The sequence below is a fragment of the Reyranella sp. genome (assembly GCF_036558665.1).
GTDB lineage: Bacteria > Pseudomonadota > Alphaproteobacteria > Reyranellales > Reyranellaceae > Reyranella.
Map to the genome: position 1 here is coordinate 13,601 of NZ_DATBFE010000137.1, position 24,347 is coordinate 37,947.

The window sequence follows — 24,347 nt, forward strand, 5'->3', positions numbered from 1 at the left end:
TGCTGGGAAGGACTCGTCCGGAAAACGGCCCGGGTGAGGCGCACGTTCCCTTTCACCCGCTCGACGGGCAACCATGGCGCCGCCGCCGTGTTGCTTCTGCACCGATCGGAGGGCTTCATGTCGAAGACATTGCTTGGGGCCGGCGCGCTGGCGCTGGTGCTGCCGTCATTGCTGTGTGCGCAAACGAACGGGACGGGTGACCGTCAGGCGCAGGGCGTGCGGGCGACCGCGGCCGAGAAGGCCGGCAGGTCCTCGACCGACACGCCGGACTTGGGTGACACCATTCGGACCCACAATCCATCGGTCAGCACCTTGCCGGACACCGCCGGCGGGACGGACCCGCAGCGCGCCCGCCAGCGATAAGCGAACGCAACGCGCCGGCGCACCATCAGGACAGCCCGTCGTAACAGCCCTGATCTCAGGCCTTGGCCCGATTGCTTGCCCGGCAATTGCATTTGTCGATCTGGTGCAGCTCGAGCATGTTGCCGCATGGATCGTTCAGGAAAACCTGCAACGACTCCGGACTGGTCAGCCCTTCGATCTGCCAGTAGGGAACGCCCATGCGGTCGAGCTCGGCCCGCGTCTCGATGATGTCGGCAACGGCCAGCGCGACATGCGGCAGGGTCGGGTCCTGGCCCGGCCCCTTGGCCACCGGCGAGGGCTGCGCTCCACCGAACAGGTGGATCTGGCCCACGTCGCCGACATTGATCCACATGCCCGGAATGCCGGGAATGGTGGGCCGGCCGGCATCGCGCTCGAGGCCGAGCACGCCGGTATAGAAACTCTCCAAGGCCTTCATCTTTTGCGCTTCCGCATCGATGCGGAAGCCGGTGTGATGGATCTCCAGGATCTTGATCGCCATCGCTTGCGTTCCTCCGTTGTTGTACGCGCCGCCGCCAGCCAGCCCGGCGGATGATCCGCCGCACGACGAAGAGCCTGACGATTTGCGCCTTGATGTTTCTCGACGCCGGTTCGGCTGTCGAGGCGAAATCGTCGAATCTCGCCATCGATGTTTGGGGCCCGGGAGCTGTCGTGGGTCCTCGAGACCGCGACGGCCGTGTCAGCTCTTCAAGGCGCCGTCCGCAACGTGATCAGTGCCACTTCGCCGCGGCAGTTGAAGCGCACGGGCGGCGGCGAAACGCCCAGTCCGCGGCTCGTGTAGCCGAGCATCGATCCCTGTCGCCACAGGCCGACGGCCGCGTGGCGGCATCGGGTGAGCTGCGTGACCAACGGTCTGCCACCAGGCAGGCAGATCTGCCCGCCGTGGGAGTGGCCTGCGAGATAGAGCGCAAAGCCTGCGGCTGCGGCATGGTCGGCCATTTCGGCGGAGTGAACGAGTGCGATGCGGAATTCTCCTTGCGCGTCGCGCAGCGCGGCATGCGCGGCGGCGCTGTAGAAATTGTGCACGTCGTCGAGACCGGTCAGGCCCAGCCGGTGACGGCCGCGCTCGACGGTGACGGTTCGATTGACGAGGACCTCGAAGCCTATCGCCTCGAGGGCGCCGACCATATCGATCGGATCGTGATTGCCGAGGATTGCAACGCGATGTCCGCGCACGCGGACGCCGCGAAGCGCCCGCGCCAGGAGGCCAGTCGAACGCTCGACCGGCGCCTGCTGATCGCCATGCACGTCGCCGGTGACTACGAGCAGATCGACCTCGACGCCATCGAGCAGCCGGTGTGCCACCTCGGCGATCTCGGGAAAGACATCGAGGTGCGTGTCGCTGACATGCAGCAGGCGATAGCCGTCGAAGGACGGCGGCAAGCCGGGAACGGCAAGTTCGAGCTCGGTCCGCCGAACGTCGAGCGCATTGCGGAGACCGCGGGCGTGGAAGGGCGTCAGGCGCAGGCCGAGAGCGAGGATCGCGAGCAGTCGATTGAAGATTGCCTTGCGCCACCGCGTGCGCCGGCCCTTCGGACTGATCCAGTAGCGGCTGCGTTCGATCTCGCGCCGGGTCGCCGCCCATTGCGCGAGGCCGGCCGACGGCCGGGAAGCGTCAGCGACGTCGGATTTCATAGGCCACGATCATAGGCGGAGGCGGGCATGGCGAGGCGCGGCCCTTCGTCCGGGGCCGCACCGGCCGGGCTTCAGCCGATGAACGTGCCGTCGGGATCGCCGTTGAGCATGACCCGGCCGACCGCCTCGAAATGGGCGTCGCGCGACTGGATTTGCTGCGAGAGGGTATGGACGTCGCGGAAGCGGCGCTCGAATGGCGTGCCGAGGAAGATCGCCGACGTGCCGGCCGCCTTGTAGACGCGGTCGCTGACGTCGAGCGCGTTCTGGATGGCGTGGCTGCAGGCAAGCCGCACGCGGGCACGCTGCAGGGCGTCGAGCGGCTCGATCTCGTCGGCACTTTCCCATGCCTCCTTCAGCACGTCGATCAGATAGGCACGGGCGGCGCCCAGCGCCGCCTCGTGGCGAGCGACGTCGGACTGCACCAGCGGATTGTCGGCGAGCCGAACCTGGTTGCGCGGCGCTTTCTCGGCCGCCAGCTCGACGAAGGCCTCGAGCATGGCGCGCGCGATGCCGAGTGCCACGCCTGCCACGCCGACGGCGTAGAGACCCTGCATGGTGAAGGCGTAGAGCGGCCCGCGATCGCGCCTGAGACTCGGATCCTCACGGGTGCCCGAATATGCCTCGGGCACGAACTGGTCGCGCACGCCATAGCCCTCGGAGGCCGTGCCGCGCATGCCGAGGGTGTTCCAGTTGTAGATTGCCGTCGTCTGCGCCTTGGGCATCAGCAACGTGCGCACCGTCGGCCGGCCGAAGCGGTTCAGTCGCAGCGAACCGTCCGGCTCGATCACCTGGCAATGCACGCCTATCCAGTTCGCCTGCCGCCTGCCGCTGGCGAAATGCCATTCGCCGGTGACCCGATAGCCGCCAGGCGCCGCGATGGCGCGATGGCGGTTGGGCGGGCCCCAGGCGATGAGGCCGCGTGGATCGCCATAGATCGTGCGCGCCGACTCGAGCGGGATGAAGGGAGCGATCAACGCCGAGCTGTTGGCGACGAAGATGTTCCAGCCGACCGAGCCGTCGTGCCGAGAGACTTCCTCGACCACGCGCAAATAAACCCACGGCTCGATCTGGTCGCCGCCCGCCGAGCGTGGCAGCAGCATGCGGAAGAGCCGCGACTCGTGCAGCGCCGTCAGCGCCGGCTCGGGAATCTCCTGCGTCGCTTCGATCTCGTCGGCAGCGGCCGCGATCATCGGTCCGATCTTGCGGGCCTGGGCAAGCGGGTCCGGCTTGACCGGCAACACAGCGACATCAGTCATGGAAATCCCCGCAATGGCCTGGCAACGATTGGGGGCCGCGCCGACCGCCTTGTCAACGGGGCGACCTCGAGGGGTACCGTACGTCGCGATGTAGCGCGATCGCCTGCCATGATGCAGTGTCGGAATGGAGGACCCCATGAACGAACCAACCGGCGCCAGCGTGCGGCAGCGCCTCGACTACGTGCCGATCACCAGACGGCCGCGGCTCAATCTGCCAGGCCATGCACGGATAGCGGTCTGGACGATCGTCAATGTCGAGAACTGGAGCCCGACCGCACCGATGCCGCGCGCCGTGCTGCCGCCCCCGATGGGCCAGCCGCTGTTGCCTGACGTGCCGAACTGGGCCTGGCACGAGTACGGCATGCGGATCGGCTTCTGGCGCTTCCTGGAAGTGCTCGCCGGGCGTGGCCTCAAGGCGACTTTTGCAGTGAACGGCACGGCGTGCAGCCTTTATCCCGAGGCTTGCGCCGCGGCGCGCGACGCGGGCTGGGAGTTCATGGGCCATGGCTTCGTGCAGCGGCCCATGCACAAGGTCGACGATCAGCGCGCCGCGATCGCCGATACGATCCGTGCCATCGAGGGCTTCACCGGCAAGCGCCCGCGTGGCTGGGAGAGTCCGGGGCTTACCGAGACCGACGAGACCCTCGATCTTCTGGCCGAGGCCGGCATCGAATACGTCGCCGACTGGGTGCTCGACGAGCAGCCGGTGCCGTTGAAGACCCGCGCCGGCGAGATCGTCTCTGTCCCCTATACGGTCGAGGTCAACGACGTCGTGATCAGTGCCGTCCAGCAGCAGCCTTCGGACGAGATCCTGCGCCGCGGCCGCGACCAGTTCGACCGCCTCTATCTCGACGGCAAGACCGCGCCGCGGGTGATGGCGATCTCGATCCATCCCTATCTCACCGGCGTGCCACACCGCATCAAGTACCTCGAGATGCTTTACGACCATATTCTCGGCCACGATGGCGTCATGATGTGGACGGGCGCGGAGATCCTCGACTGGTACCGGAACGAACGTACGGTACCGTAACGTCGCAGGCGCAACCGGCCGCGAGAAGGGGTTGTTGTCTCTTTGCAAGAGGAGAGCAACCATGGCGCAAGCGAGCAAGATCACGGACCATGCACGGATCCGGCAATGGGCAGAGCAACGCGGCGGCCGTCCTGCCCGCGTGAAGGGCACGGTCGATCGCGCAGGCGGCGGCGTGCTGCGCTTCGATTTCGCGGAGAAGGACGAGTCCCTGGAGGAGATTCCCTGGGATCAGTTCTTCCGCATCTTCGAGGACAACAAGCTCGCGCTGATCGAGCAGGACGAGACGACGAGCGGACGGACCAGCCGCTTCTCCAGGTTCGTCAACCGGTGACGACCATGTCCGGACAGGTCCTTCAGAATGTGGGCTATCTCCTGTGGGCGGCGGGATTCGTCGTGCTGTGCATCGGCCTCGGCATCGCGACCGTCGGCTACCGCCGCTTCGCGCATCGCCAGCATCGATAGGTCGGCCATCACGTCGGATGGTTGCCGCCGTGCGGGCGGCGCATTAGACAGGATCGGTGAAGAAGATCCTGATCATCGGCGTCGGCGCCGGCGATCCGCGACAGGTGACGATCGAGGCGGTCGAGGCGCTGAACCGGGTCGACGTCTTCTTCGTGCTGGAGAAGGGGGCGATCAAGCAGGACATGGTGGCGCTTCGCCTCGAGATCCTGCGGCGTTACATCAAGGATCGTCCCTATCGTGTCGTGGAGGCGCCGAGTCCGCCGCGCGAGCGCGCGCCGGCCAACTATCTCGCCTCGGTCGATGCGCTCAATCGGGACAAGCAGGCAGCGTTCGCGCGCATGATCGCGGCCGAGCTGGCGGATGGCCAGTGCGGCGGCATCCTTGCGTGGGGTGATCCAGCGCTCTACGACAGCACGATCCGCAACGTCGAGGCGATCGCCGCCGCCGGGAAGGCGCTCGACTACGAAGTCATTCCCGGCATCAGCAGCATCCAGATCCTGGCCGCGCGCCATCGCATCACACTGAACCGCATCGGCCAATCGGTCGAGATCACGACCGGCCGACTGCTCACGGAAGGATGGCCCGACCATGCCGACAGCGTCGTCGTCATGCTGGACGGCGAGGAGACCTACAACCGGTTCGCCGACCAGGCGATCGAGATCTTCTGGGGCGCCTATCTCGGCACACCAGACGAGATCCTGATCGCCGGCCGGCTGGAGGACGTCGCGGCCGACATCAACCGCGCCCGCCGCCACGCGCGTGAGGCGCACGGCTGGATCATGGACACCTACCTGATGCGAAGGGTCAGGCCGTGAACGCCCTCACCGTTGGCGCGGCAGCAGCATCACCAGCTTGAAGTCGATGCGGCTCGCAACGGTGAAGGCGACCTGCTCATAGGAAAGGCGGCCGCCGCGCGGGTGATCGAAAGTACGTTCGCCGCCGAGCCGCTCCAGCACCTCGTGATCGCTCCAACAGCGGGCGAAGAACGCGCTGCTCGCCTTGAGGTCGTCGACCATGGCCATCAGCGCCGGATCATCGACATGGCGTCCCGACTCCGCCCGGAACTCGGCCAGCACGCGGCGCGTGCGACGGTTCCAATCAGGAATGATCTTGCGTGCCACCGGGTTCAGGAAGACGTAGCGCAGCAGGTTCTTGTCTTCGTTGCGGTCGAGCCAGCCGACGAACAGACGGGCTGCGGCGGCATTCCAGGCGCGCGCATTCCACAGACGGTCGAGCAAGTAGGCCGGCGGCTTCACCGCGGCAACCGCATCGGCCAGTGCGGGCGGCACGTCCATGCCGGCGGTGTCCGCATCGTCCGATGCCGCAGTGGCCGGGTCGCGCTTGCCCGCGAGTTCGAAGAGATAGCCGCGCTCGGCGGGCGTCAGGTGCAGCGCGCCGGCGAGCGCTGCCAGGGCCTGGGGTGAGGCCGAGACGTCGCGGCCCTGCTCGAGCCAGGTGTACCAGGTGACGCTCATGCCGCACCGCTGCGCCACCTCCTCGCGTCGAAGGCCGGGCGTGCGGCGGCGCCGGCCCGGCGGCAGGCCGAGGCCGGAAGGGGAAAGCCGGGCACGTTGGGCGCGCAGGAAATCGCCCAACGCACGCTTCTGCACAGCAAGTGAGTGCGCCATGATGGAGATGGTGGTGTTGTCAGTACCAGGATAACGGCCTCTCTTGTACCAGCTTGCAAAGTCTGGTGCCATGCGGGCGCTCTTGCCGGAGGGTCCATGCGCCGTTTCCATATCGCTCTTGCCGTCGCCGACCTCGAAGCCTCGATCGAGGACTACACCCGCCGCCTCGGCACACGCCCGGCGGCGGTCGTGCCGCGCAAATATGCGCTGTTCCGCACCGACCAGCTCAATTTCTCGATCAACCAGATGCCCGAGCGTGCCGGCCAACTGCGCCACCTCGGCTTCGAGGACGACGCGGCCCACGGCTTCTCCTCGACGCACGACGTGAACGGCATCGAGTGGGAGCTGTTCTCGCCCGCCGACCAGGATGCCAAGATTCCGGAAGTCTACGGCAACGAGGTCGTCCGCTAGGCGCCGAGCGCAGGCTGGCGCGGCGTGCTACCCTCTCGCGATGGACATCGCGCGAAAGCCCATGTGGGCTTCGTCCCACCGCGCATGGACCGCGGTCGTCTGCATCATGATCGTGCAGGCACTGGTCCTTCATGCCATGGGTCGCGTGTGGCTCTGCACCTGTGGCACGCTCCGGCTTTGGGTGGGCGACATCCGCTCGGCCGAGATGTCGCAGCAGGTGACCGACTGGTACACCTTCTCGCATATCGTCCACGGCATCCTCTTCTACGGCCTGTTGCGGCTTCTCCTGCCGCGCCTGCCCGTTCTCGCGCGGCTGGCCATCGCCGTCGGCATCGAGGCCACCTGGGAGATTGCCGAGAATACGCCCTGGGTGATCGAAGCCTACCGTCAGCAGGCGCTGGCGCGCGGCTACGTCGGCGACAGCATCGTCAACTCACTGTCGGATACGCTGTCGATGATGACGGGTTTCGCGCTGGCCTCGATTCTGCCGTGGAGAGCGACGCTGGCACTGGCGATCGTGATGGAAGTCGCGGTGGGCTACCTTGTCCATGACAATCTGACGCTCAATATTCTGAACTTCATCCACCGCTTTCCCGCTATCGAGGCCTGGCAGTCGGCGGTGCAGTAGCAGACGGCGCACGGGAACCTTGCCAGCTCAAAGTCGTTGGCACTGAATTCCGTACCGGCCGCCGGATGCGGGGCGTCGTGGCACGTCCCGATTTCGGCGTTTTGGAAGGGTAGGGGAGGGCAGCATGAACGATGCGGCAGCGAAAGACGGCGTCTCCCTCGACCAGCTTTGCATCAACACCATAAGGACGCTGTCGATCGACGCCGTGCAGCAGGCGAAGTCGGGCCATCCCGGCACGCCGATGTCGATGGCGCCGGTCGCCTATACGCTGTGGCAGCGGTTCCTGCGCTTCGATCCCCAGGATCCGATCTGGCCCAACCGCGACCGCTTCGTGCTCTCGGCCGGCCATGCGTCGATGCTTCTGTACTCGCTGCTGCATCTCACCGGCACCCGCGCGGTCGACGCCAAGTACGAGACCCTGGGCGAGCTGTCGGTGAAGCTCGAGGACATCGAGCGCTTCCGCCAGATCGACAGCAAATGTACCGGGCATCCCGAATATCATCTGACCTCGGGTGTGGAAACGACGACGGGACCGCTGGGGCAGGGTTGCGCGACCAGCGTCGGCATGGCGACGGCGGGCGCGTGGATGGCGCAGTATTTCAACAGGCCCGGCTTCACCATGTTCGACTACGACGTCTACGTGCTGTGCAGCGACGGCGACATGATGGAGGGCGTGGCGAGCGAGGCCGCCTCACTGGCCGGCCATCTCAAGCTCTCGAACCTGTGCTGGATCTACGACGACAACCACGTGACCATCGAGGGCCATACGGATCTCGCCTTCACGGAGGATGTGGGCAAGCGCTTCGCGGCCTATGGCTGGAAGGTTCGCCACGTTGCCGACGCCAACAATACCGACGAGGTGGCGAAGGCGATCGCCGGCTTTCGTCGCACAAAGGATGCGCCCACCCTGATCATGGTGCATAGCGAGATCGGCTATGGCTCACCGCACAAGCAGGACACATCGGAAGCGCATGGCGAGCCGTTGGGCGAGGAAGAAGTCAAACTGACCAAGCGCACCTATGGTTGGCCGGAGAATGCCAAGTTCCTGATCCCCGATGGAGTGCGCGAGCACTTCGCCCAGGGCATCGGCGCGCGCGCGGCCAAGCTGCGCCATGGCTGGGAGCGGCGGCTCAAGAGCTATGCCAGGCAGCATCCCGAACTCGCCGACCATATCGAGCGCATGCAGACACGCGAGTTGCCGCACGGCTGGGACGCCGACCTGCCGAGCTTCCCGGCCGACATGGAAAAGGGCATTGCCACACGTACGGCTTCGGCCAAGGCGCTGAATGCGATTGCGCCACGATTCCCCTGGTTGCTTGGTGGTGCCGCCGACCTCGGCTCGTCGACCCAGACCCGCCTCACCTATCAGGGCGCCGGTGAATTCGAGGCGGAGGACCATTATTCCGGCCGCAACATGCATTTCGGCATCCGCGAGCATGCAATGGCTGCGATCATGAACGGCCTCGCGTTGTCAAAGGTGCGCAGCTATGGCTCGACCTATCTCATCTTCAGCGACTATCTGAAGCCTGCGCTCAGGCTCAGCGCCATCATGGAAGTGCCGGCGATCTACGTCTTCTCGCACGATTCGATCGGCGTCGGCGAGGATGGGCCCACGCACCAGCCGGTCGAACAGCTCATCGCGCTGCGCGCCATCCCCGGCCTGATCACCATCCGACCCGCCGACGCCAACGAGACGACGGAGATGTGGCGCGTCGTCATGGCCTTGAAGCACCAGCCGGCCTGCCTGATCCTGAGCCGGGAGCCGCTGCCGGTCTTCGATCGCACGCAATATGCGCCGGCGTCCGGTCTGGCACGCGGCGCCTATGTGATGGCCGATGCCGAAAGCGGCGCGCCCGAGGTGCTGCTGATCGGGACCGGCAGCGAGGTCAGGCTTTGCCTCGCGGCCTATGAGGACCTGAAGAAGGAGGGCGTGCGCGCCCGTGTGGTCAGTATGCCGTCCTGGGAGCTGTTCCAGATGCAGGACGACGCATATCGCAAGGACGTCCTGCCGCCCGCTGTCAAGGCGCGGGTTTCGGTTGAAGCCGGCTCTATCCTGGGGTGGGATCACTATGTCGGCGAACGCGGCGCCAAGATCGGCATGCACACCTTCGGCTCATCGGCTCCCCTCAAGGACCTGATGAAGAGGTTCGGCTTCACGCCGGATGCCGTGCTCGAGGCGGCGCGCCAGCAGCTTGCCGAGGCGAAGAAGTAGCGGAGAGGAAAATGCAGCTTGCGGTGATCGGCCTCGGCCGGATGGGCGGCAACATCGTGCGGCGGCTGACACGCGCCGGCCACGAGTGCGTCGTGTTCGATCAGAACGCCGCGACGGTGAAATCGCTCGTCGGCGATCGCGTCCAGGGTGGCAACGACCTTGCCGATCTCGTGAAGAAGCTCGCCAAACCGCGTGCGGTCTGGGTCATGCTGCCGGCGGGTGAGATCACCGAGAACACCGTCAACCAGCTCGGCACGCTGCTGGAGCGCGGCGACACGATCATCGACGGCGGCAACGCCTTCTTCCAGGACGATGTGCGCCGCGCCAAGGCGATGAAGCAGAAGGGCATCCACTATGTCGATTGCGGCACGTCGGGCGGCGTCTGGGGCCTGGAGCGCGGCTACTGCCTGATGATCGGCGGCGAGAAAGAGGTCGTTGACCGGCTCGATCCGATCTTCGCCACGCTCGCGCCGGGCGAGGGCAAGATCGACAAGACGCCGCATCGCGAGAAGCGCGACCCCCGCGTCGAGCGCGGCTACCTCTACTGCGGTCCGGCCGGCTCGGGCCGCTTCGTGAAGATGGTCCACAATGGCATCGAGTACGGCATCATGCAGGCCTACGCCGAGGGCTTCGAGATCATGCAGAAGGCGGCCGCGAAGGAGGTGCCGGAGGAGCGGCGCTACAAGCTCGATCTCGCCGACATCGCCGAGGTCTGGCGGCGCGGCAGCGTGATCAGCTCGTGGCTGCTCGACCTCACGGCGATGTCGCTCGCCGAAGATCCCGCGCTCGCGAAATACTCGGGCGTGGTCGAGGATTCGGGCGAGGGACGCTGGACGGTGAATGCGGCGATCGAGGAGGCGGTACCGGCCGATGTGCTTTCGGCCGCGCTCTTCGCGCGCTTCCGCTCGCGCGACAAGGAGGGCACCGCGAACAAGCTTCTCTCGGCCATGCGTCACGCCTTCGGCGGCCACGTGGAACCGAAATGACCGCGGCCGGCCGCGACGGAGCACAAACGGCCCCAGCCTGCGTGCTGGTGATCTTCGGTGCGACCGGCGATCTGACGCGCCGTCTGCTGGTGCCGGCGCTGCGCAACCTCAGGCGGGACGGCCTGCTGGCGGAGAACCTTGCCCTGATCGGCCTTGCTTCGCGCGACATCGGAGACGCGGGTTTCCGCAAGCATCTCCGCGACGGCATGGAGCAGTTCAAGGCCGGCAAGGGCGACGCGGACATCGCCTGGTTCACGCAACGCGCATACTACCTTGGCGGCAAGTTCGAGGACCCCGGGATCTACAAGGCGCTGGCCGGCAAGCTTGCGGAGGTCGAGGCCGCGCACCATACGGCAGGCAACGTGCTCTTCTATCTCGCCACGCCGCCGAGCGAGTTCGCGGTCATCGTGGAGCAACTCGGCAAGGCCGGGCTGACGCGCGAGACGGACGGTCACTGGCGGCGCGTCATCATCGAGAAGCCGTTCGGGCACGACCTGCCCTCGGCGGTGGCGCTCAACAAGGAGATCCTGAAGACGCTCGACGAGGGGCAGATCTACCGGATCGACCATTATCTCGGGAAGGAGACGGTCCAGAACATCATGGTGTTCCGCTTCGCCAACGGCTTCGTCGAGCCGCTGTGGAACCGTGATCACATCGACAATGTGCGCATCACCGTCGCCGAAACCGTGGGTGTCGAGCAGCGCGGCCGCTTCTACGACCAGACGGGCGCATTGCGCGACATGGTGCCCAATCACCTGTTCCAGCTCCTGACGCTGATCGCCATGGAACCGCCGAGCTGCTTTGGCGCCGATGCGCTGCGCAGCGAGAAGTCCAAGGTGCTGGATGCCGTCCATCGGCTGAGCGCCGAAGAGGCCCGGCGCAACGTCGTCCGCGGCCAGTACGGCGCCGGCATCGTCGACAACAAGCAAGTCGTTCCCTACCGCGAGGCACCTGACGTGCCACGACAGTCGACGACAGAGACCTATATCGCGATGAAGCTCGCTATCGACAACTGGCGTTGGGCCGGCGTGCCGTTCTATCTGCGCACCGGAAAGGCGCTCGCGAGGCGGCGAAGCTACATCACGGTCCAGTTCAAGCAGGCGCCGCTGGCACTGTTTCGCGACACGCCTGTCGAGCGCCTGCCGCCCAACGACCTCACCTTGCACATCCAGCCGGACGAGGGCGTCACGCTGCGCTTCGGCGTGAAGATTCCCGGGCCGACCGTGAATATCGACGGCGTCGATCTCAAGTTCAACTACCAGGACGCCTTCGAGATCATGCCGAGCACGGGCTACGAAACCCTGGTCTACGACTGCATGACCGGCGATGCCGCCCTGTTCCAACGCGCCGACTCGATCGAGGCCGGCTGGCGCGTGGTGCAGCCGGTGCTCGACGCCTGGAAGGAGGAAGGACGGGCCGAGCTCCCCATCTATCCGGCCGGCAGCTCGGGGCCGGAAGAAGCCAACCAGCTCCTGAGTCGCGACGGCCGGCGTTGGCGAGCGATCTCGACCGACGGCCTGTCGGCCGGCGGCTAGAATGAACGGACGGCCAGTGATCTCGGCGCTGATCTCCGATGTCGACGGCACGCTGGTCACGGCGGCCAAGGTGCTCAGCGAGCGCGCCAGACGGGCGGTGGCGGACCTGCACGCGAAGGGCATCGCCTTCGCGATCGTTAGTGCGCGGCCGCCCGAAGGCATGCGCATGTTCGTCGAGCCGCTCGGGCTATCCCGCGTCATGGCGGGCTTCAACGGCGGCGCCTATGTCCGGCCCGATCTCAGCCTCCTCGAGGAGCGGGTGCTGCCGCCCGAGGTGGCGCGCCGCGCGCTTGACTTCCTCGACAGCAAGCGCGTGGATGCCTGGGTGTTCGCCCATGGCCGTTGGATCATCCGCAATCCCAAGGGGCCGAGAGTCGATCACGAGGCGATGACGGTGCAGTTCGGGCCGACCGTCGTGAGCGACTTCGGCCCGGCTCTCGATGCGGTCCACAAGATGGTGGGCGTCAGCGACGACTTCGACCTGCTGGCGCGCTGCGAGGCCGAGGTGCAGAGCCTGCTTGGCGGATCCGCGACCGCCGCCCGTTCGCAACCCTACTATCTCGACGTCACCCATCCCGAGGCCAACAAGGGCGTCGCGGTGCGCACCATGGCGAAGCTGATGGGCGTGCCGCTCGAGGAGGTCGCGGTGATCGGCGACGGGCGGAACGACATGGCGATGTTCGCGCAGTGTCCGTTCAGCATCGCCATGGGCAATGCCAGCGACGAGGTGAAGGCGAAGGCTCGCTTCGTGACCGCGTCGAACGAGGAGGACGGCTTCGCGCGCGCCATCGAGCGATATCTTCTGTCGCCGGACCGGGAGAGCGCTGCATGAGGGCCCGGCCGGTCCTCGTCGCACCCTCGATCCTGTCGGCCGATTTCGGGCGGCTCGAGGCAGAGGTGAGGGCGATCGATGCAGCCGGAGCGGACTGGATCCATGTCGATGTCATGGACGGCCGTTTCGTGCCCAACATCAGCTTCGGGCCGGTGGTGATCGAGGCCGTCCGGCGCGCGACCAGGAAGCCCCTGAACGTGCATCTGATGATCGTCGAGCCCGAGCGCTATCTCGAGGACTTCGCCAGGGCGGGCGCCGATCATCTCCTGGTGCAGGCCGAACCTTCCTCGACAGTCCATCTCCATCGCGTGCTGTCGCGCGTCCGCGAGATGGGGAAGAAGGCGGGCGCCGTGCTCGATCCGGCGAGCCCGGTCGACTGGATCGAATACGTCCTGCATCTCTGCGACATCATCCTCGTGATGACGGTCAATCCGGGCTTCGGCGGCCAGAAGTTTCTGCCCGAGATGCTGCCCAAGATCCGCAAGTTGCGGTCGCTTTGCGACGCCTTGGGTGTCGATCCGGTGATCGAAGTCGATGGCGGCCAGAACTGCGAGCATGCCGGCGAGGCCGTCGCAGCCGGTGCCAACGCCATCGTGGCGGGCTCGGCGATCTTCGGCGCCCGGGACTATGCTGCGGCGATCGCGGCAATTCGCGCGGGACGGTGCCCATGAAGAAACCGATCGTTGAGGTGGCGGACGATGCCGCCGCGCTGGCCGAACAGGCGGCGGACTGGCTGTTGGCTCTGGCGCGGCAGAGGACCGGCACCTTCAGCGTCGCGCTCTCCGGCGGAACGACCCCGCGGCGACTCTATCAGCTCCTGGCCAGCGTACCGCGCCGGGACTCGTTCCCCTGGGATCGCACGTGCTGGTTCTGGGGCGACGAGCGTTTCGTGCCGCACGACGACGCGGACAGCAACTACCATATGGTGCGCGAGGCAATGTTGGCACGCGCCCCGGTCCCGGCAGCGAACATCCATCCGATGCCGACCGAGGGACTCGAACCGGAGGAGGCTGCGGCGGTCTACGAGCGAACGCTGAAGCAATTCTATGGTGCCGAGGAGCTCGCGCCCGACAAGCCGCTGTTCGACGTGGTGCTGCTGGGCCTCGGCACCAACGGCCATACCGCTTCGCTGTTCCCCGGCATGGCGGTCCTCGACGAACGCCGCCGTTGGGTCGGCACGATGACCGATCCCGAAGCAGGCACGCGGCTCACGCTCACCTATCCGGCGCTGGAGAGCAGCCACGAGGCGGCCTTCCTGGTGGCAGGCGAGGACAAGCGCGCGGTGCTGCGGCAGGTCCTTGGCGGCAATGCGTCGCTGCCGGCGGCCCGGCTCCATCCCCGGGGCACGCTGCGCTTCCTCGTCGACCGGGCGGCGGCGGGCGAGGGCCGGTCGTGACGGAAGTGGTGGACGCCACCTCCATGAAGCGGGCGGCGGCGGCAAGGGCCGTCGCCGAAGTCCAGGACGGCGCGGTCCTGGGCCTTGGCACGGGCACGACGGCCGAGCTCGCGGTCGAAGCACTGTCGAAACGCGTCGCGCAGGGTCTTCGCATCGTCGGGGTGCCGACATCCGAACGGACGCGGGCGCTGGCCGAGCGGCTCGGCGTGCCGCTTGCTCCGGCCGGCGACTGGCCGCGCCTCGATCTCGTCATCGACGGGGCCGACCAAGTCGAGCGCGACAGTCTCGACCTGATCAAGGGTCTGGGCGGCGCGCTGCTGCGCGAGAAGATCGTGGCGAGCGCCGCCAGGCGCATGATGGTAGTGGTGGACGGCTCGAAGCTTGTCGACCGTCTCGGGGGACGGACGCCCCTGCCGGTCGAGATCGTCGCCTTCGGCTGGCAGGGCACGATGGAGCGGCTTGACGCCCTTGGCCTGCAGCCGCGGCTGAGGCTCGTGGCCGGCCAGCCCTTCCTGAGTGACGGCGGCAACCACATCGTGGATTGCCATCTTGGCGAGATCGCCGATGCGCGCGCCCTGGAGGCGAAGCTCTCCGGCATCGTGGGAGTGGTCGAGACGGGCCTGTTCCTCGGCCTGGCATCGACAGTGGTGGTGGGAAATTCGAGTGGCATCGAGGTCATGCAACGATGAACGCGAACGACGGTGGCCCCTATACGCTGGGGCTGGATATCGGCGGTACCGGGCTCAAGGGGTCCGTGCTGGACAAGAGTGGGCATATGATCGTGGACCGCGTGCGGGTGCCGACACCGAAGGGCTGCACGCCCGACCAGATGGTCGAGGCGCTGGCCAAACTGGTGAAGCCGCTGCCCGCCTTCGATCGCGTGTCGATCGGCTTCCCGGGCGTGGTGCGCGACGGTCGCGTGGTGACGGCGCCGCATTTCGGCACCGATCCCTGGCGCGGTTTCCCGTTGCAGCAGAAACTTGGCGATCGTCTGGGCAGGCCGGCGCGACTCTGCAACGACGCCGAGATACAGGGGCTCGGCATCATCCTCGGCCATGGACTCGAGGTCGTGCTCACACTCGGCACGGGGGTCGGCAGTGCGATCTTCGCCGGCGGGCGCATGACGCCGCATCTCGAGCTTGCACATCACCCCATCCACAAGTCGGAAACCTACAACGCGTATCTCGGCGCCGCGGCCCGCAAGAAGGCCGGGACGAAGAAGTGGAACCGGCGGGTGCTCAGGATGATCGACATCGTGGAGACGCTGCTCAACTACGACACGCTCTATATCGGCGGCGGCAACGCTGCCAATGTCGACAAGAGCAAGCTGCCCGACAATGTAAAGATCGAATCGAACGACAGGGGTATTACCGGCGGGCTGCGCCTGTGGGACGATACCGTCTGGCAATCCGCCCGTGACATCGGCCACGGCGGCGAGGGAGACTGAGTGCGCGACCTTGCGCTGCCTCGGTGATCGAGGTTTGTGCGGCGCAGAGCCTGCGCCAGACAAGAAAATGCTCGCGGGCCGGTCGCCACTCCGGCTGGCCATGTGTTGCTACCTACGCACCGTGAGGTCATGGCCGCTTGCTGTCGGATTGCCGCTCTTGGGTTTTTTGCCCCTCCCCGGCTCCCGTGCGTAAAGCTGCGTGTCTGCATTCCACGCCGCCGCGAGTTGGACTCTTCTACCCAAAGAGGAATTGTTTTGTAAAAGCGCGATCTAAGACCATTTTGTGGAAAAGACCGCGACCGGCAGACGAACAAAGACCTGCTGCAGTGCGATAGCTCCGCCAGGCGCCGACAGCGTTTCCTGTCCGATTGCATCCACCCACAGAGCGCGTCCAGGGACGGAAAGGACCGAGTCCTGCCATGACTTCGGTTCGAGCGTCAGCGTGCCGCGATCGCTCACCAGCGCTTGCGGCAGGCGCGGCACGGCGACCAGCAGGTGGCTTTCGCCATAGGTGCGCAGGAAAGCCACAACGTGCTCCGCCATCGGACCCTCGACCGCGACCGGCCGATAGTCGCCACATGTGAACAGGTCGGGCAGCGCACGACGCATCGCCAGGAGGCGAGCGATGATCGCCTGCTTGATCCGGCCGTCGCGCCAGTGGGCAAGCGCGTCGGCGTGGTCCAGTGACGAAAGGCTCTCGCAACGGCGCTCGAAATCGACCGGCCGGCGATTGTCGGGATCGACCAGGCTGAAGTCCCAGTAGTCGGTACCCTGATAGAGGTCGGGAACGCCGGGCGTCGTGAGCTTCAGCACCGCCTGGGCAAGCCCGTTCACGGCGCCGGCGGCGGCAATCGACTGGACGAAGGCGAAGATATCGGCGAGCAGGTCGGGCAGCGCCCCCTCGGCGAGCAGGCGCTGAAGGAAGCGCCGCGCCGCGGCCTCGTAGATCTGGTCGGGATCGGACCAGTCGCTCCGGAGCTTCGCCTCGCGCAGCGCCTTTTCCTGCCAGCCGGCCAGTCGCTCGGCGAAGGCGACGCGGCCCGCGGCATCGTCGGAGGCCAGGTCGAGCGGCCAGGCGCCGACAATCATCTGCAGCAGCATGGCGATGTCGCCGGCCGCCGGCTGGCCGTCCGTGCGCAAGGCCCCACTGGCTTCCATCCAGCGCGCCGACCGGTCGATCCAGGCTTGGGGCCGCTCGCTCAGCACCGCAAGACGTGCCCGCACATCCTCGCCGCGCTTGTGGTCGTGGGTGGCCGTTGCAAGCATTGAACGTGGAAGCCGGGCGCAACGCTCCTCCATCAGAGCATGGAAATCGGCGGGACGGGTGCCGAAACGATCGAGATCGAAGCCGACATCGTTGCGCGACAGCAGCCGGCCGTAGCGATAGAAGGCGGTGTCCTCGACCGACTTGGCTGCCACCGGCGCGCTCAGCTGCTGGAATCGACCAATGGCGGCGCCGTCGGGCACGATCTCGGTCATCCAGCGGTGCAGCGTGTCGACCACCCAGCCGTCGCTCGTCCGGCCGGTCCGCTTCGCGCCGTGCGCCGCGGCATCGAGATAGGGCCGGTCACGTTTCGGCCGCTCGGTCGGGGTGGCGTAACTGCGATAGACCGGGAAATGCACCAGCATCTCGACGAGCGCGCGCCGCAATGCAGGACGGCTGAGCTCGGATGTGGCTGGATCGGCCCTGGCGAGGCGGGCGAAGGCGGCCACCGCGGCTTCGAGCGGGGCAGCGAAGCTTCGGCCAATGATCTCACGCCGTGCAGCCTGCTCCTCGGGCGCGAAGTCGGCGGGTCGTCCGCTCAACTGCGCCCAGGCCGTCGCCAGCACCCGCTCGGCTGCGGGATCATGCTGCAGGGCACTTACCTGATCCATGAAATCGTAACCCGTCGAGCCGTCGCATTCCCAGTCCGCTGGCAGCGTCTCGCCTCTCAGCAGGATCTTCTCGACCACGAGATAGGGGCGCATCGGCTCCTCGGGATCGAGCCGCCGCCTCAGCTTGCGGCAGTAGGAGGCGGGATCGTTGAGTCCGTCGACGTGATCGACGCGCACGCCGTCGACCAGCCCTTCGCGATAGAGGCGGGCAATCAGCGCGTGGACGTTCTCGAAGGTCTCCTCGTCCTCCATGCGCAGGCAAACGAGGTCGTTGATGTCGAAGAAGCGGCGCCAGTTGATGCGGTCGTTGGCGGTGCGCCACCAGGCGAGCCGGTAGGCCTGCCGATCGATATCGGGGCCGGTCATCGGCAGATGCAGATCATGGTAGTGCAGGAACGTCTTGCCGGCCCGTTCGGCCACGCCGAGCTCCTTCGCCGCGATCGCCTCGTGGAGCGGCTTGGCGAGTACCGGCAGGAGCACGCGGCCGCGCAGCTGCGGATCCTCGGTATCCCAGTCGATGTCGAACGAGCGGGCATAGCGGCTGGCCTCGCCATGATGCAGCAGGTCGGCCCACCACGGATTCTCCAGGCTCGCCGCCATGTGGTTGGGAACAATGTCGACGATCAGGCCGAGCCCCCGGCGCCGCAGCGCCTCGACCAGGCGCGCGAGGCCTTCTTCGCCGCCCAGTTCGGGATTGACCCGCGTCGGATCGATCACGTCGTAGCCATGCTTCGAGCCGGCGCGCGCCGCCGTGAGCGGTGAGGCGTAAAGGTGGCTGACGCCGAGTGCCGCCATGTAGGGCACGAGCTTCTCTGCATCGGCGAAGGTGAACCCCTTGTGGAACTGCAGGCGAAGCGTGGCGCGCGGTGTCATGGCCGGGCTTGCCGCAACAGGCCGAGTCGGCGTACGGCAGCCGGTTCCTGCAACAGCTTGTCCGCCGGCTGGCTGAAGCGGCGCCGCCAGTTCGGATGCTCGTTGATCGTGCCAGGGAGGTTGGGTTGCTCGGCCGTGCCGATCATGTCCTCGAGCGGAACGAGGGCGAGCGGGCTCGGCGTCATGGCGACGAAGGCGACCGCGGCGTCGACGGCCGCGGCCGAACCGTCGGCCGGCGGCCGCGTGCCGGTCGCCACCCCGGCGTCGGTGAAGGCCTGCCACAGCGCCGCCCGATCGTGCTCGCGCTCCTCGACATCGCCTTGCTTCACCGTGCCGAGCCCGCGTCGCAACTCGAGATCAGCGCCTTGCCACCATCCTGCGACAGTGGGCAGGTCGTGCGTGCTTGTCGTGGCGATCGCGTCGTCGCGCCAGCGCGCGGGCTCGAGGAACCCCGCTCCATCGCGCGCAAACCACAGCACGTCCATCCCGGCCATGCCGAGCGCCCGGCAGCGCGCCCGAAAGCCGGCGGGGACAGTGCCGAGATCCTCGCCGATGACGGGGGCGTGGTGACGATGCGATTCGAGCGCCAGCAGGCGCATGAGATCGTCCATGGGATAGGAGAGGTACGCGCCGTCAATGGGCAATGCGCCGTTCGGCACCAGCCAGAGCCTCATCAGACCCATGGCGTGGTCGATCCGCACGCCGCCGGCATGACGAAGCGCCGCGCGCAGAGTGGCGATGAAGGGCTCGAAGCCGCCCGCGACCAGCGCCTGCGGGGAGAAGGAAGTCAGGCCCCAGTCCTGCCCCTTGGGATTGAAGGCATCAGGCGGCGCGCCGATGCTGAGGCCGGCCAGGAACTGCGCCGGATCGGCGCCGACCTGGCTGCCTTCAGGATCGAGCCCGATGGCGAGATCGCTGACGATGCCGAGGCACATGCCGCCCGCACGCAGATCGGACTGGGCGCGGGCGAACGAGGCATCGGCGATCCATTGCAGAAACAGGAAGTAATCGAGCGGTGCCGGGCCGGGGGCCGCCTGCGCCTCGAATTGTGCATGCCGGTGCAAGGCTGCGCCGGCTTCGCGCACGAAGGTCCTGAACTCCGCCGCAAGGGCTGTCGTGCTGGCGAGATCGCGCAGCGCGAAGTCGTCGTACAGCCGGCGCAGCAGACCGAACTTTGCGTGCGCCGCCTCCTTCCAGTCGATCAGGGGCCGGTCGGCGATCTTGGCCGAGCCTGCCGCCATCGCGACGCGTTCTGCCCCGAGCGCATCGGCCGGGTCGGCCAGCAGCGGATTGAGGAACAGCCGGTTCGACGGGGAATAGGGACCGTAGCGCGACGGGTCGAAGGGAAAGAGGCTGTGGGTCGGGCTGACGGCAATTGCATCCGCCCCGCTTGACCCGGCGGCCGCACCCAGCGCCCGCAGCCCCGTAGTATCGCCGATGCCGAAATCGCCGGCTCGACGCAGGCTGTAGAGCTGGACGCCGATGCCCCATAGCCTGCGGTTCTCGCCGATGTCGGCAAGCGTCACGCAGCGCGGCGGCGCCACCGCAAGCGTGATCTCGCGCTCGCCATAGCGCAGCTTGTGATAGCCCGGAGTGGCGATCGGCGGCGCGATGCCGTCGCGCAGGATCAGCGCCTTCCGCCATCCGTCCTCGAGGACAAGCTCGGCCGGCACCTTCTCGTCGTCGGGAGCGATGCGGGTCGGCGCGCCGGTTGTCGCGGTGACAAGCGGCGGACTCGCCGTCATCCGTTTCAGCCGCTCGCTGCTCTCTCGCAGGTCGTCTGCGCCGGCGCAGGGAAGACCGAGGGCCTCCAACAAGCGGACGAGGGAAGGGACGGCCACCTGCCGCGGCCGGCTCTCTGCGTCGATCCAGTCGACGGCGATACCGGCCTGCTGCGCGAGCTGGCGGATCGCCGCGTCATTCATTTCGGCTCCTCGACGAAGACCACCGTCGCATGGGCGCAAAGCCCGCCATTGCCGAGCGCCGCCTCGCGCGTCTCGAGAACCAACCGGCCGCCAGGTTGCTCGACGGGAACGGAGGCATCGCCGAGATTGGCGGCGATGCTCAGGATGGCCCCGTCGCCGAGGTGCCAGCGAGCGAGTACTGCCGCCGGGCCGAGCACGGCTGCGCCGACGCTTCGCGCTGCAGCCAGGCGCGGCACGATCAGCTCCTGCCGGAGCGACAGCGCCGCGCGGTAGAAACTGTCGTCGCCGGAACGGTCCAGCCGGCAGCGCTCGAAGGTCTCGATCGCATTGGGATCGGGAATGTCCCTGCCGTCGAAGCCGGCGAAGGCGGCGAACTCGCGCCTGCGACCCTCGCGGACCGCATCGGCGAGCTTGCCGTGATAGTCGGTGAAGAACTGGAAGGGCGTGCGAGCCAGCCGGTCCTCGCCCATGAACAGGAGCGGAATGCCCGGGCTCAGCAACTGCAGAGCGACGGCCGCCCGCAGCGCGTCGATATCGGCAAGCGTGGTCAGGCGGTCGCCGAATGGCCGGTTCCCGATCTGGTCATGGTTCTGCAGGAACAGCACGAAGGCGGTGGGAGGAAGACCGGTACACGGTGTGCCGCGCGGCTTGCCGCGGCGATAGGCGGACGGTTCGCCCTGGTAGACGAAGCCCTCCGACAGGCAGCGCGCCAGCTTGTGCGCCGGTTCCGTCGCATAATCGGCGTAGTAGCCGTCGCGCTCGCCGGTCAGCAGCACGTGCAGGACGTGATGCGCATCGTCGTTCCATTGCGCGTCGAAGTCCCGGCGCAGATGGCTCGCTTCGTTGCCGTCATGCTCGAGAACAAGATGGACATGGCGGCCCTTTTCCACCGTGCGTCGGATCTCGGCCGCCATCTCGTCGAGCCAGAGCTGGTCGTCGATGGCGTGCACGGCGTCGAAGCGCAGACCATCGAAGCGATACTCCATCAGCCAATACAGCGCGTTTTCGATGAAGAAGCGGCGCACCGGCGGCTGTCGGAAGTCGATCGACGGGCCCCACGGCGTATGAATATCGCCGCGGAAGAACTGCGGCGCGTAGAGACCGAGATAATTTCCCTCGGGCCCGAAGTGATTGTAGACGACGTCGAGGAACATCATCAGCCGCAGCTCGTGCGCGCGGTCGATCAGCGCCTTCAGCTCGCCCGGCGTGCCGTAGGCGCGGTCGGGCGCGAAGGGCAGCACGCCGTCGTAACCCCAGTTGCGCCGACCGGAGAAGTCGTTGAGCGGCATCAGCTCGACCGCGGTGACTCCGAGCGCGGCGAGGCGCGGCAGCTCCTCCTGCACACCGGCGAAGCCGCCATGGAGCCCTGTGTGCAGCTCGCACACCACCGTTTCCGTCCATGGCCGGCCCCGCCAGCCGGGATGCCGCCAGCGATAGGCCGAGGGATCGACGACGAGGCTCGGCCCGTGCACGTCGTCGGCCTGTCCGCGCGAGGCGGGGTCGGGCACGTCCTGGCCCGTTTCGAGGCGATAGACGTAACGCGCGCCGGCGCCGCAACTCGTCTCGAGCTCGAACCAGCCCTCGGACAGGCGCGTCATCGGCCGGGCGGCGCCATCCTCGATCACCACGGCAACGGCGTTCTGCTGCGGCGCCCAGAGCCTGAAGCGCGTGCGACCCTCGCCAAGAACCGTGGCGCCGAACGGCAGCGGACGAACGAACCCGGTCATTTTCTCTCCGGTTCGAGAACGCTCCTGGTCAGGACGACGCTGCGCGATTTGACGAGCAGGGTGTGATTTTCGAGCGTCCGCTCCGGCTCCTTCGGCGACGCGCTGTCGATCAGCACCTGGGTCGGCAGGTCCGGCGGTGGCAAGGTGAAGCTTTCGTCGTCCGGCGTCGGATTGAAGAGACAGGTGAGGATGGTGACGCCGCCGTCCGCCTCCCTGGACGCCCGCTGCAGCACCAGCGTTCGCTCCTGCGGATTGTTCCAGGCGTCGCTCGTCATTTGCCGGCCCTGCTGATCGAACCACTGGATATCGAGCAGGCCGGGCACGGGTTCGTCGCGGCCATGAAGGTACTGGCTCCATCGCAGCACCGGATGGCGGTGGCGCAGCGCGATCACACGACCGACGAACGCGCTGAGCGCCCGCCCTTCCTCGGAGTCGGCCTGCTCCCAGTTGAACCACGAGATCTCGTTGTCCTGGCAATAGGCGTTGTTGTTGCCGTTCTGGGTGCGGCCGAACTCGTCGCCGCCCAACAGCATCGGCGTGCCCTGCGACAGCATCACCGTGGCGAGCATCGCGTATTGCAGGCGTCGGCGGATCTCGTTGATGGCGGGATCATCGGTCGGTCCCTCGACACCCCAGTTGGCCGAGTAGTTCTCGGCGGTGCCGTCGTTGTTGTCCTCGCCGTTGCCCTCGTTGTGCCGCTCGGCGTAGCTCACCGTGTCGCGCAAGGTGAAGCCATCGTGGCAGGCGGCGAAGTTGATCGAGGCGTAGGGCCTGCGGCCGCGATAGCCGAAGATGTCGGCCGAACCCGCGAGGCGCGCCGAGAAGTCCGAGCGCTCGCCCTCGTCGCCGCGCCAGTAGCGCCGCAGGCCGTCGCGGTAGCGGTCGTTCCATTCGGCAAAACGCGGCGGATGCGCGCCGAGCTGGTAGCCGCCGGGGCCGGGATCCCACGGCTCGGAGATCAGCTTCACCTGCGACAGGACCGGGTCCTGCAGGATCGCATCGAAGAAGCCGGAACCGGGATCGAAGCCGTAGCCTTCGCGGCCAAGCGTCACGCCGAGGTCGAAGCGGAAGCCATCGACATGAAAGGCGGTCACCCAGTAGCGGAGCGAATCCATCACGAGCTGCAGCACGCGTGGATGTGACAGGTTGAAGGTGTTGCCCGTGCCGGTGTCGTTGATGTTGTGGCGCTCGTTTTCCGGCACCAGCCTGTAGTAGCTCGCATTGTCGAGGCCGCGGAAGGAAAGCGTCGGCCCGAGCTCGCTGCCCTCGGCAGTGTGATTGTAGACAACGTCGAGTATGACCTCGATGCCCGCTGCATGCAGGCGGCGCACGGCGATGCGCATTTCCTCCGCCGAGCCGTCGGAAAGATAGCGCGGCTCGATGGCGAAGAAGCCGAGCGTGTTGTAGCCCCAGTAGTTCCTGAGCTCCTTCTTCAGGAGGTACTGATCCTGCACGAAGGCGTGGATCGGCAGCAGCTCGATCGCATTGATGCCAAGGCGGCGCAGGTGATCGATCACCGAGGGTTCGGCCAACGCTGCAAAGGTGCCGCGCTCGCGCGGCCGCAGATCCTGGCGCAGCATCGTCATGCCGCGCAGGTGCGCTTCGTAGATCACGAGGTCGGACCATGGAATGTTGGGCGGCCGGTCGTCGCCCCAGTGGAAGGCGTCCGCGGTGACGACCGCCTTCACCATGCCGGGCGCGCTGTCGCGACGATCGAAGGAAAGATCCGCGCGCGGCGAATTCACGCGATAGCCGAACAGCGCGTCCGAGCTGCGCAGATCGCCGGCGATGCGGCGGGCGTAGGGATCCAGGAGCAGCTTGTTGGGATTGAAGCGATGGCCACGCTGCGGCTCGTAGGGGCCATAGGCGCGGTAGCCGTAGATCAGGCCTCCGCGACTGCCCGGCAGATAGCCGTGCCAGATCTCGTCGGTGTATTCGGGCAGGACGTAGCGCGCCACCTCGCGTCGTCCCGCCGGATCGAAGATGCAGAGATCGATGCGCGTGGCATTGCCGGAGAACACGGCGAAGTTGGTCCCAAGCCCGTCCCAGGTGGCGCCCAAAGGGGACGGCGCCCCCGGCTCGAGGCGGTCGGGAAAAGGAGCCATGGA

At 67.0% G+C, this 24,347-nt stretch carries 23 protein-coding genes; 15 read left to right on the plus strand and 8 right to left on the minus strand.

Going from position 1 to position 24,347, the window contains the following annotated elements:
* The first annotated feature begins 117 nt into the window (after positions 1–117).
* On the plus strand, positions 118–363 hold the full coding sequence (locus VH499_RS19960) for a hypothetical protein (protein WP_332054504.1): 246 nt from the start codon (positions 118–120) through the stop codon (positions 361–363).
* Between the two features lie 55 nt (positions 364–418).
* On the opposite strand, the gene VH499_RS19965 is transcribed toward VH499_RS19960, so the two are convergent.
* The 3 genes from VH499_RS19965 to VH499_RS19975 form a co-directional block, all read right to left on the minus strand.
* Positions 419–862, minus strand: a complete 444-nt coding sequence (locus VH499_RS19965; RefSeq protein WP_332054505.1) for a VOC family protein — start codon at positions 860–862, stop codon at positions 419–421.
* Positions 863–1,068: 206 nt separating this feature from the next.
* Positions 1,069–2,016 (minus strand): metallophosphoesterase, encoded by a 948-nt coding sequence (locus tag VH499_RS19970; RefSeq protein WP_332054506.1) that lies wholly within the window; start codon positions 2,014–2,016, stop codon positions 1,069–1,071.
* A 71-nt stretch (positions 2,017–2,087) separates the two neighbouring features.
* Entirely contained in the window at positions 2,088–3,272 is a 1,185-nt protein-coding gene (locus VH499_RS19975; RefSeq protein WP_332054507.1) for an acyl-CoA dehydrogenase family protein, read from the minus strand.
* Positions 3,273–3,408: 136 nt separating this feature from the next.
* Here VH499_RS19975 and VH499_RS19980 point away from each other — a divergent pair, with 136 nt between their 5' ends.
* From VH499_RS19980 to cobF, 4 genes are all read left to right on the plus strand, one after another.
* Positions 3,409–4,302 carry a polysaccharide deacetylase family protein gene (locus VH499_RS19980; RefSeq protein ID WP_332054508.1) on the plus strand — a complete coding sequence of 298 codons (894 nt, stop codon included), beginning with the start codon at positions 3,409–3,411 and terminating at the stop codon, positions 4,300–4,302.
* A gap of 61 nt (positions 4,303–4,363) precedes the next feature.
* On the plus strand, positions 4,364–4,633 hold the full coding sequence (locus VH499_RS19985) for a hypothetical protein (protein ID WP_332054509.1): 270 nt from the start codon (positions 4,364–4,366) through the stop codon (positions 4,631–4,633).
* A 5-nt stretch (positions 4,634–4,638) separates the two neighbouring features.
* Positions 4,639–4,764 (plus strand): hypothetical protein, encoded by a 126-nt coding sequence (locus VH499_RS19990; protein WP_332054510.1) that lies wholly within the window; start codon positions 4,639–4,641, stop codon positions 4,762–4,764.
* Between the two features lie 56 nt (positions 4,765–4,820).
* A complete protein-coding gene (gene cobF / locus VH499_RS19995; RefSeq protein WP_332054511.1) occupies positions 4,821–5,579 on the plus strand; it encodes a precorrin-6A synthase (deacetylating) in 759 nt (252 codons plus the stop codon).
* 6 nt (positions 5,580–5,585) lie between these two features.
* On the opposite strand, the gene VH499_RS20000 is transcribed toward cobF, so the two are convergent.
* The gene (locus VH499_RS20000) at positions 5,586–6,464 is read right to left on the minus strand and encodes a helix-turn-helix transcriptional regulator (protein ID WP_332054512.1); all 879 of its coding nucleotides are present in this window, start codon (positions 6,462–6,464) and stop codon (positions 5,586–5,588) included.
* A gap of 24 nt (positions 6,465–6,488) precedes the next feature.
* Here VH499_RS20000 and VH499_RS20005 point away from each other — a divergent pair, with 24 nt between their 5' ends.
* The 10 genes from VH499_RS20005 to VH499_RS20050 all read left to right on the plus strand — a co-directional run bounded on the left by VH499_RS20005 (position 6,489) and on the right by VH499_RS20050 (position 15,839).
* The gene (locus VH499_RS20005; RefSeq protein WP_332054513.1) at positions 6,489–6,803 is read left to right on the plus strand and encodes a VOC family protein; all 315 of its coding nucleotides are present in this window, start codon (positions 6,489–6,491) and stop codon (positions 6,801–6,803) included.
* 40 nt (positions 6,804–6,843) lie between these two features.
* Positions 6,844–7,431, plus strand: a complete 588-nt coding sequence (locus VH499_RS20010) for a DUF2585 family protein (RefSeq protein ID WP_332054514.1) — start codon at positions 6,844–6,846, stop codon at positions 7,429–7,431.
* 124 nt (positions 7,432–7,555) lie between these two features.
* Entirely contained in the window at positions 7,556–9,643 is a 2,088-nt protein-coding gene (gene tkt / locus VH499_RS20015) for a transketolase (protein ID WP_332054515.1), read from the plus strand.
* Between the two features lie 11 nt (positions 9,644–9,654).
* Complete coding sequence (gene gnd, locus VH499_RS20020) at positions 9,655–10,629, plus strand: phosphogluconate dehydrogenase (NAD(+)-dependent, decarboxylating) (RefSeq protein WP_332054516.1); 975 nt, start codon at positions 9,655–9,657, stop codon at positions 10,627–10,629.
* The gene (zwf, locus tag VH499_RS20025) at positions 10,626–12,164 is read left to right on the plus strand and encodes a glucose-6-phosphate dehydrogenase (RefSeq protein ID WP_332054517.1); all 1,539 of its coding nucleotides are present in this window, start codon (positions 10,626–10,628) and stop codon (positions 12,162–12,164) included. Before gnd ends, zwf begins: the two co-directional genes overlap by 4 nt.
* Position 12,165: 1 nt before the next feature.
* Positions 12,166–12,996 (plus strand): Cof-type HAD-IIB family hydrolase, encoded by an 831-nt coding sequence (locus VH499_RS20030; protein WP_332054518.1) that lies wholly within the window; start codon positions 12,166–12,168, stop codon positions 12,994–12,996.
* Positions 12,993–13,667: a ribulose-phosphate 3-epimerase gene (gene rpe / locus VH499_RS20035; RefSeq protein WP_332054519.1), complete on the plus strand. Its 675-nt coding sequence runs from the start codon at positions 12,993–12,995 to the stop codon at positions 13,665–13,667. Before VH499_RS20030 ends, rpe begins: the two co-directional genes overlap by 4 nt.
* Complete coding sequence (pgl, locus tag VH499_RS20040; protein WP_332054520.1) at positions 13,664–14,392, plus strand: 6-phosphogluconolactonase; 729 nt, start codon at positions 13,664–13,666, stop codon at positions 14,390–14,392. The genes rpe and pgl overlap by 4 nt, the downstream gene beginning before the upstream one ends.
* An 8-nt stretch (positions 14,393–14,400) precedes the next feature.
* A complete protein-coding gene (gene rpiA, locus VH499_RS20045; RefSeq protein WP_332054530.1) occupies positions 14,401–15,081 on the plus strand; it encodes a ribose-5-phosphate isomerase RpiA in 681 nt (226 codons plus the stop codon).
* Entirely contained in the window at positions 15,078–15,839 is a 762-nt protein-coding gene (locus VH499_RS20050) for an ROK family protein (RefSeq protein ID WP_332054521.1), read from the plus strand. The genes rpiA and VH499_RS20050 overlap by 4 nt, the downstream gene beginning before the upstream one ends.
* 270 nt (positions 15,840–16,109) lie before the next feature.
* On the opposite strand, the gene treY is transcribed toward VH499_RS20050, so the two are convergent.
* Genes treY through glgX form a run of 4 tightly spaced genes read right to left on the minus strand, consistent with a single transcriptional unit; the run spans position 16,110 to position 24,344 of the window.
* Complete coding sequence (gene treY / locus VH499_RS20055) at positions 16,110–18,587, minus strand: malto-oligosyltrehalose synthase (RefSeq protein ID WP_332054522.1); 2,478 nt, start codon at positions 18,585–18,587, stop codon at positions 16,110–16,112.
* Complete coding sequence (gene malQ, locus VH499_RS20060; RefSeq protein ID WP_332054523.1) at positions 18,584–20,512, minus strand: 4-alpha-glucanotransferase; 1,929 nt, start codon at positions 20,510–20,512, stop codon at positions 18,584–18,586. Before malQ ends, treY begins: the two co-directional genes overlap by 4 nt.
* On the minus strand, positions 20,509–22,239 hold the full coding sequence (treZ, locus tag VH499_RS20065) for a malto-oligosyltrehalose trehalohydrolase (RefSeq protein WP_332054524.1): 1,731 nt from the start codon (positions 22,237–22,239) through the stop codon (positions 20,509–20,511). Before treZ ends, malQ begins: the two co-directional genes overlap by 4 nt.
* Complete coding sequence (gene glgX / locus VH499_RS20070) at positions 22,236–24,344, minus strand: glycogen debranching protein GlgX (RefSeq protein WP_332054525.1); 2,109 nt, start codon at positions 24,342–24,344, stop codon at positions 22,236–22,238. Before glgX ends, treZ begins: the two co-directional genes overlap by 4 nt.
* Between the last annotated feature and the right edge of the window lie 3 nt (positions 24,345–24,347).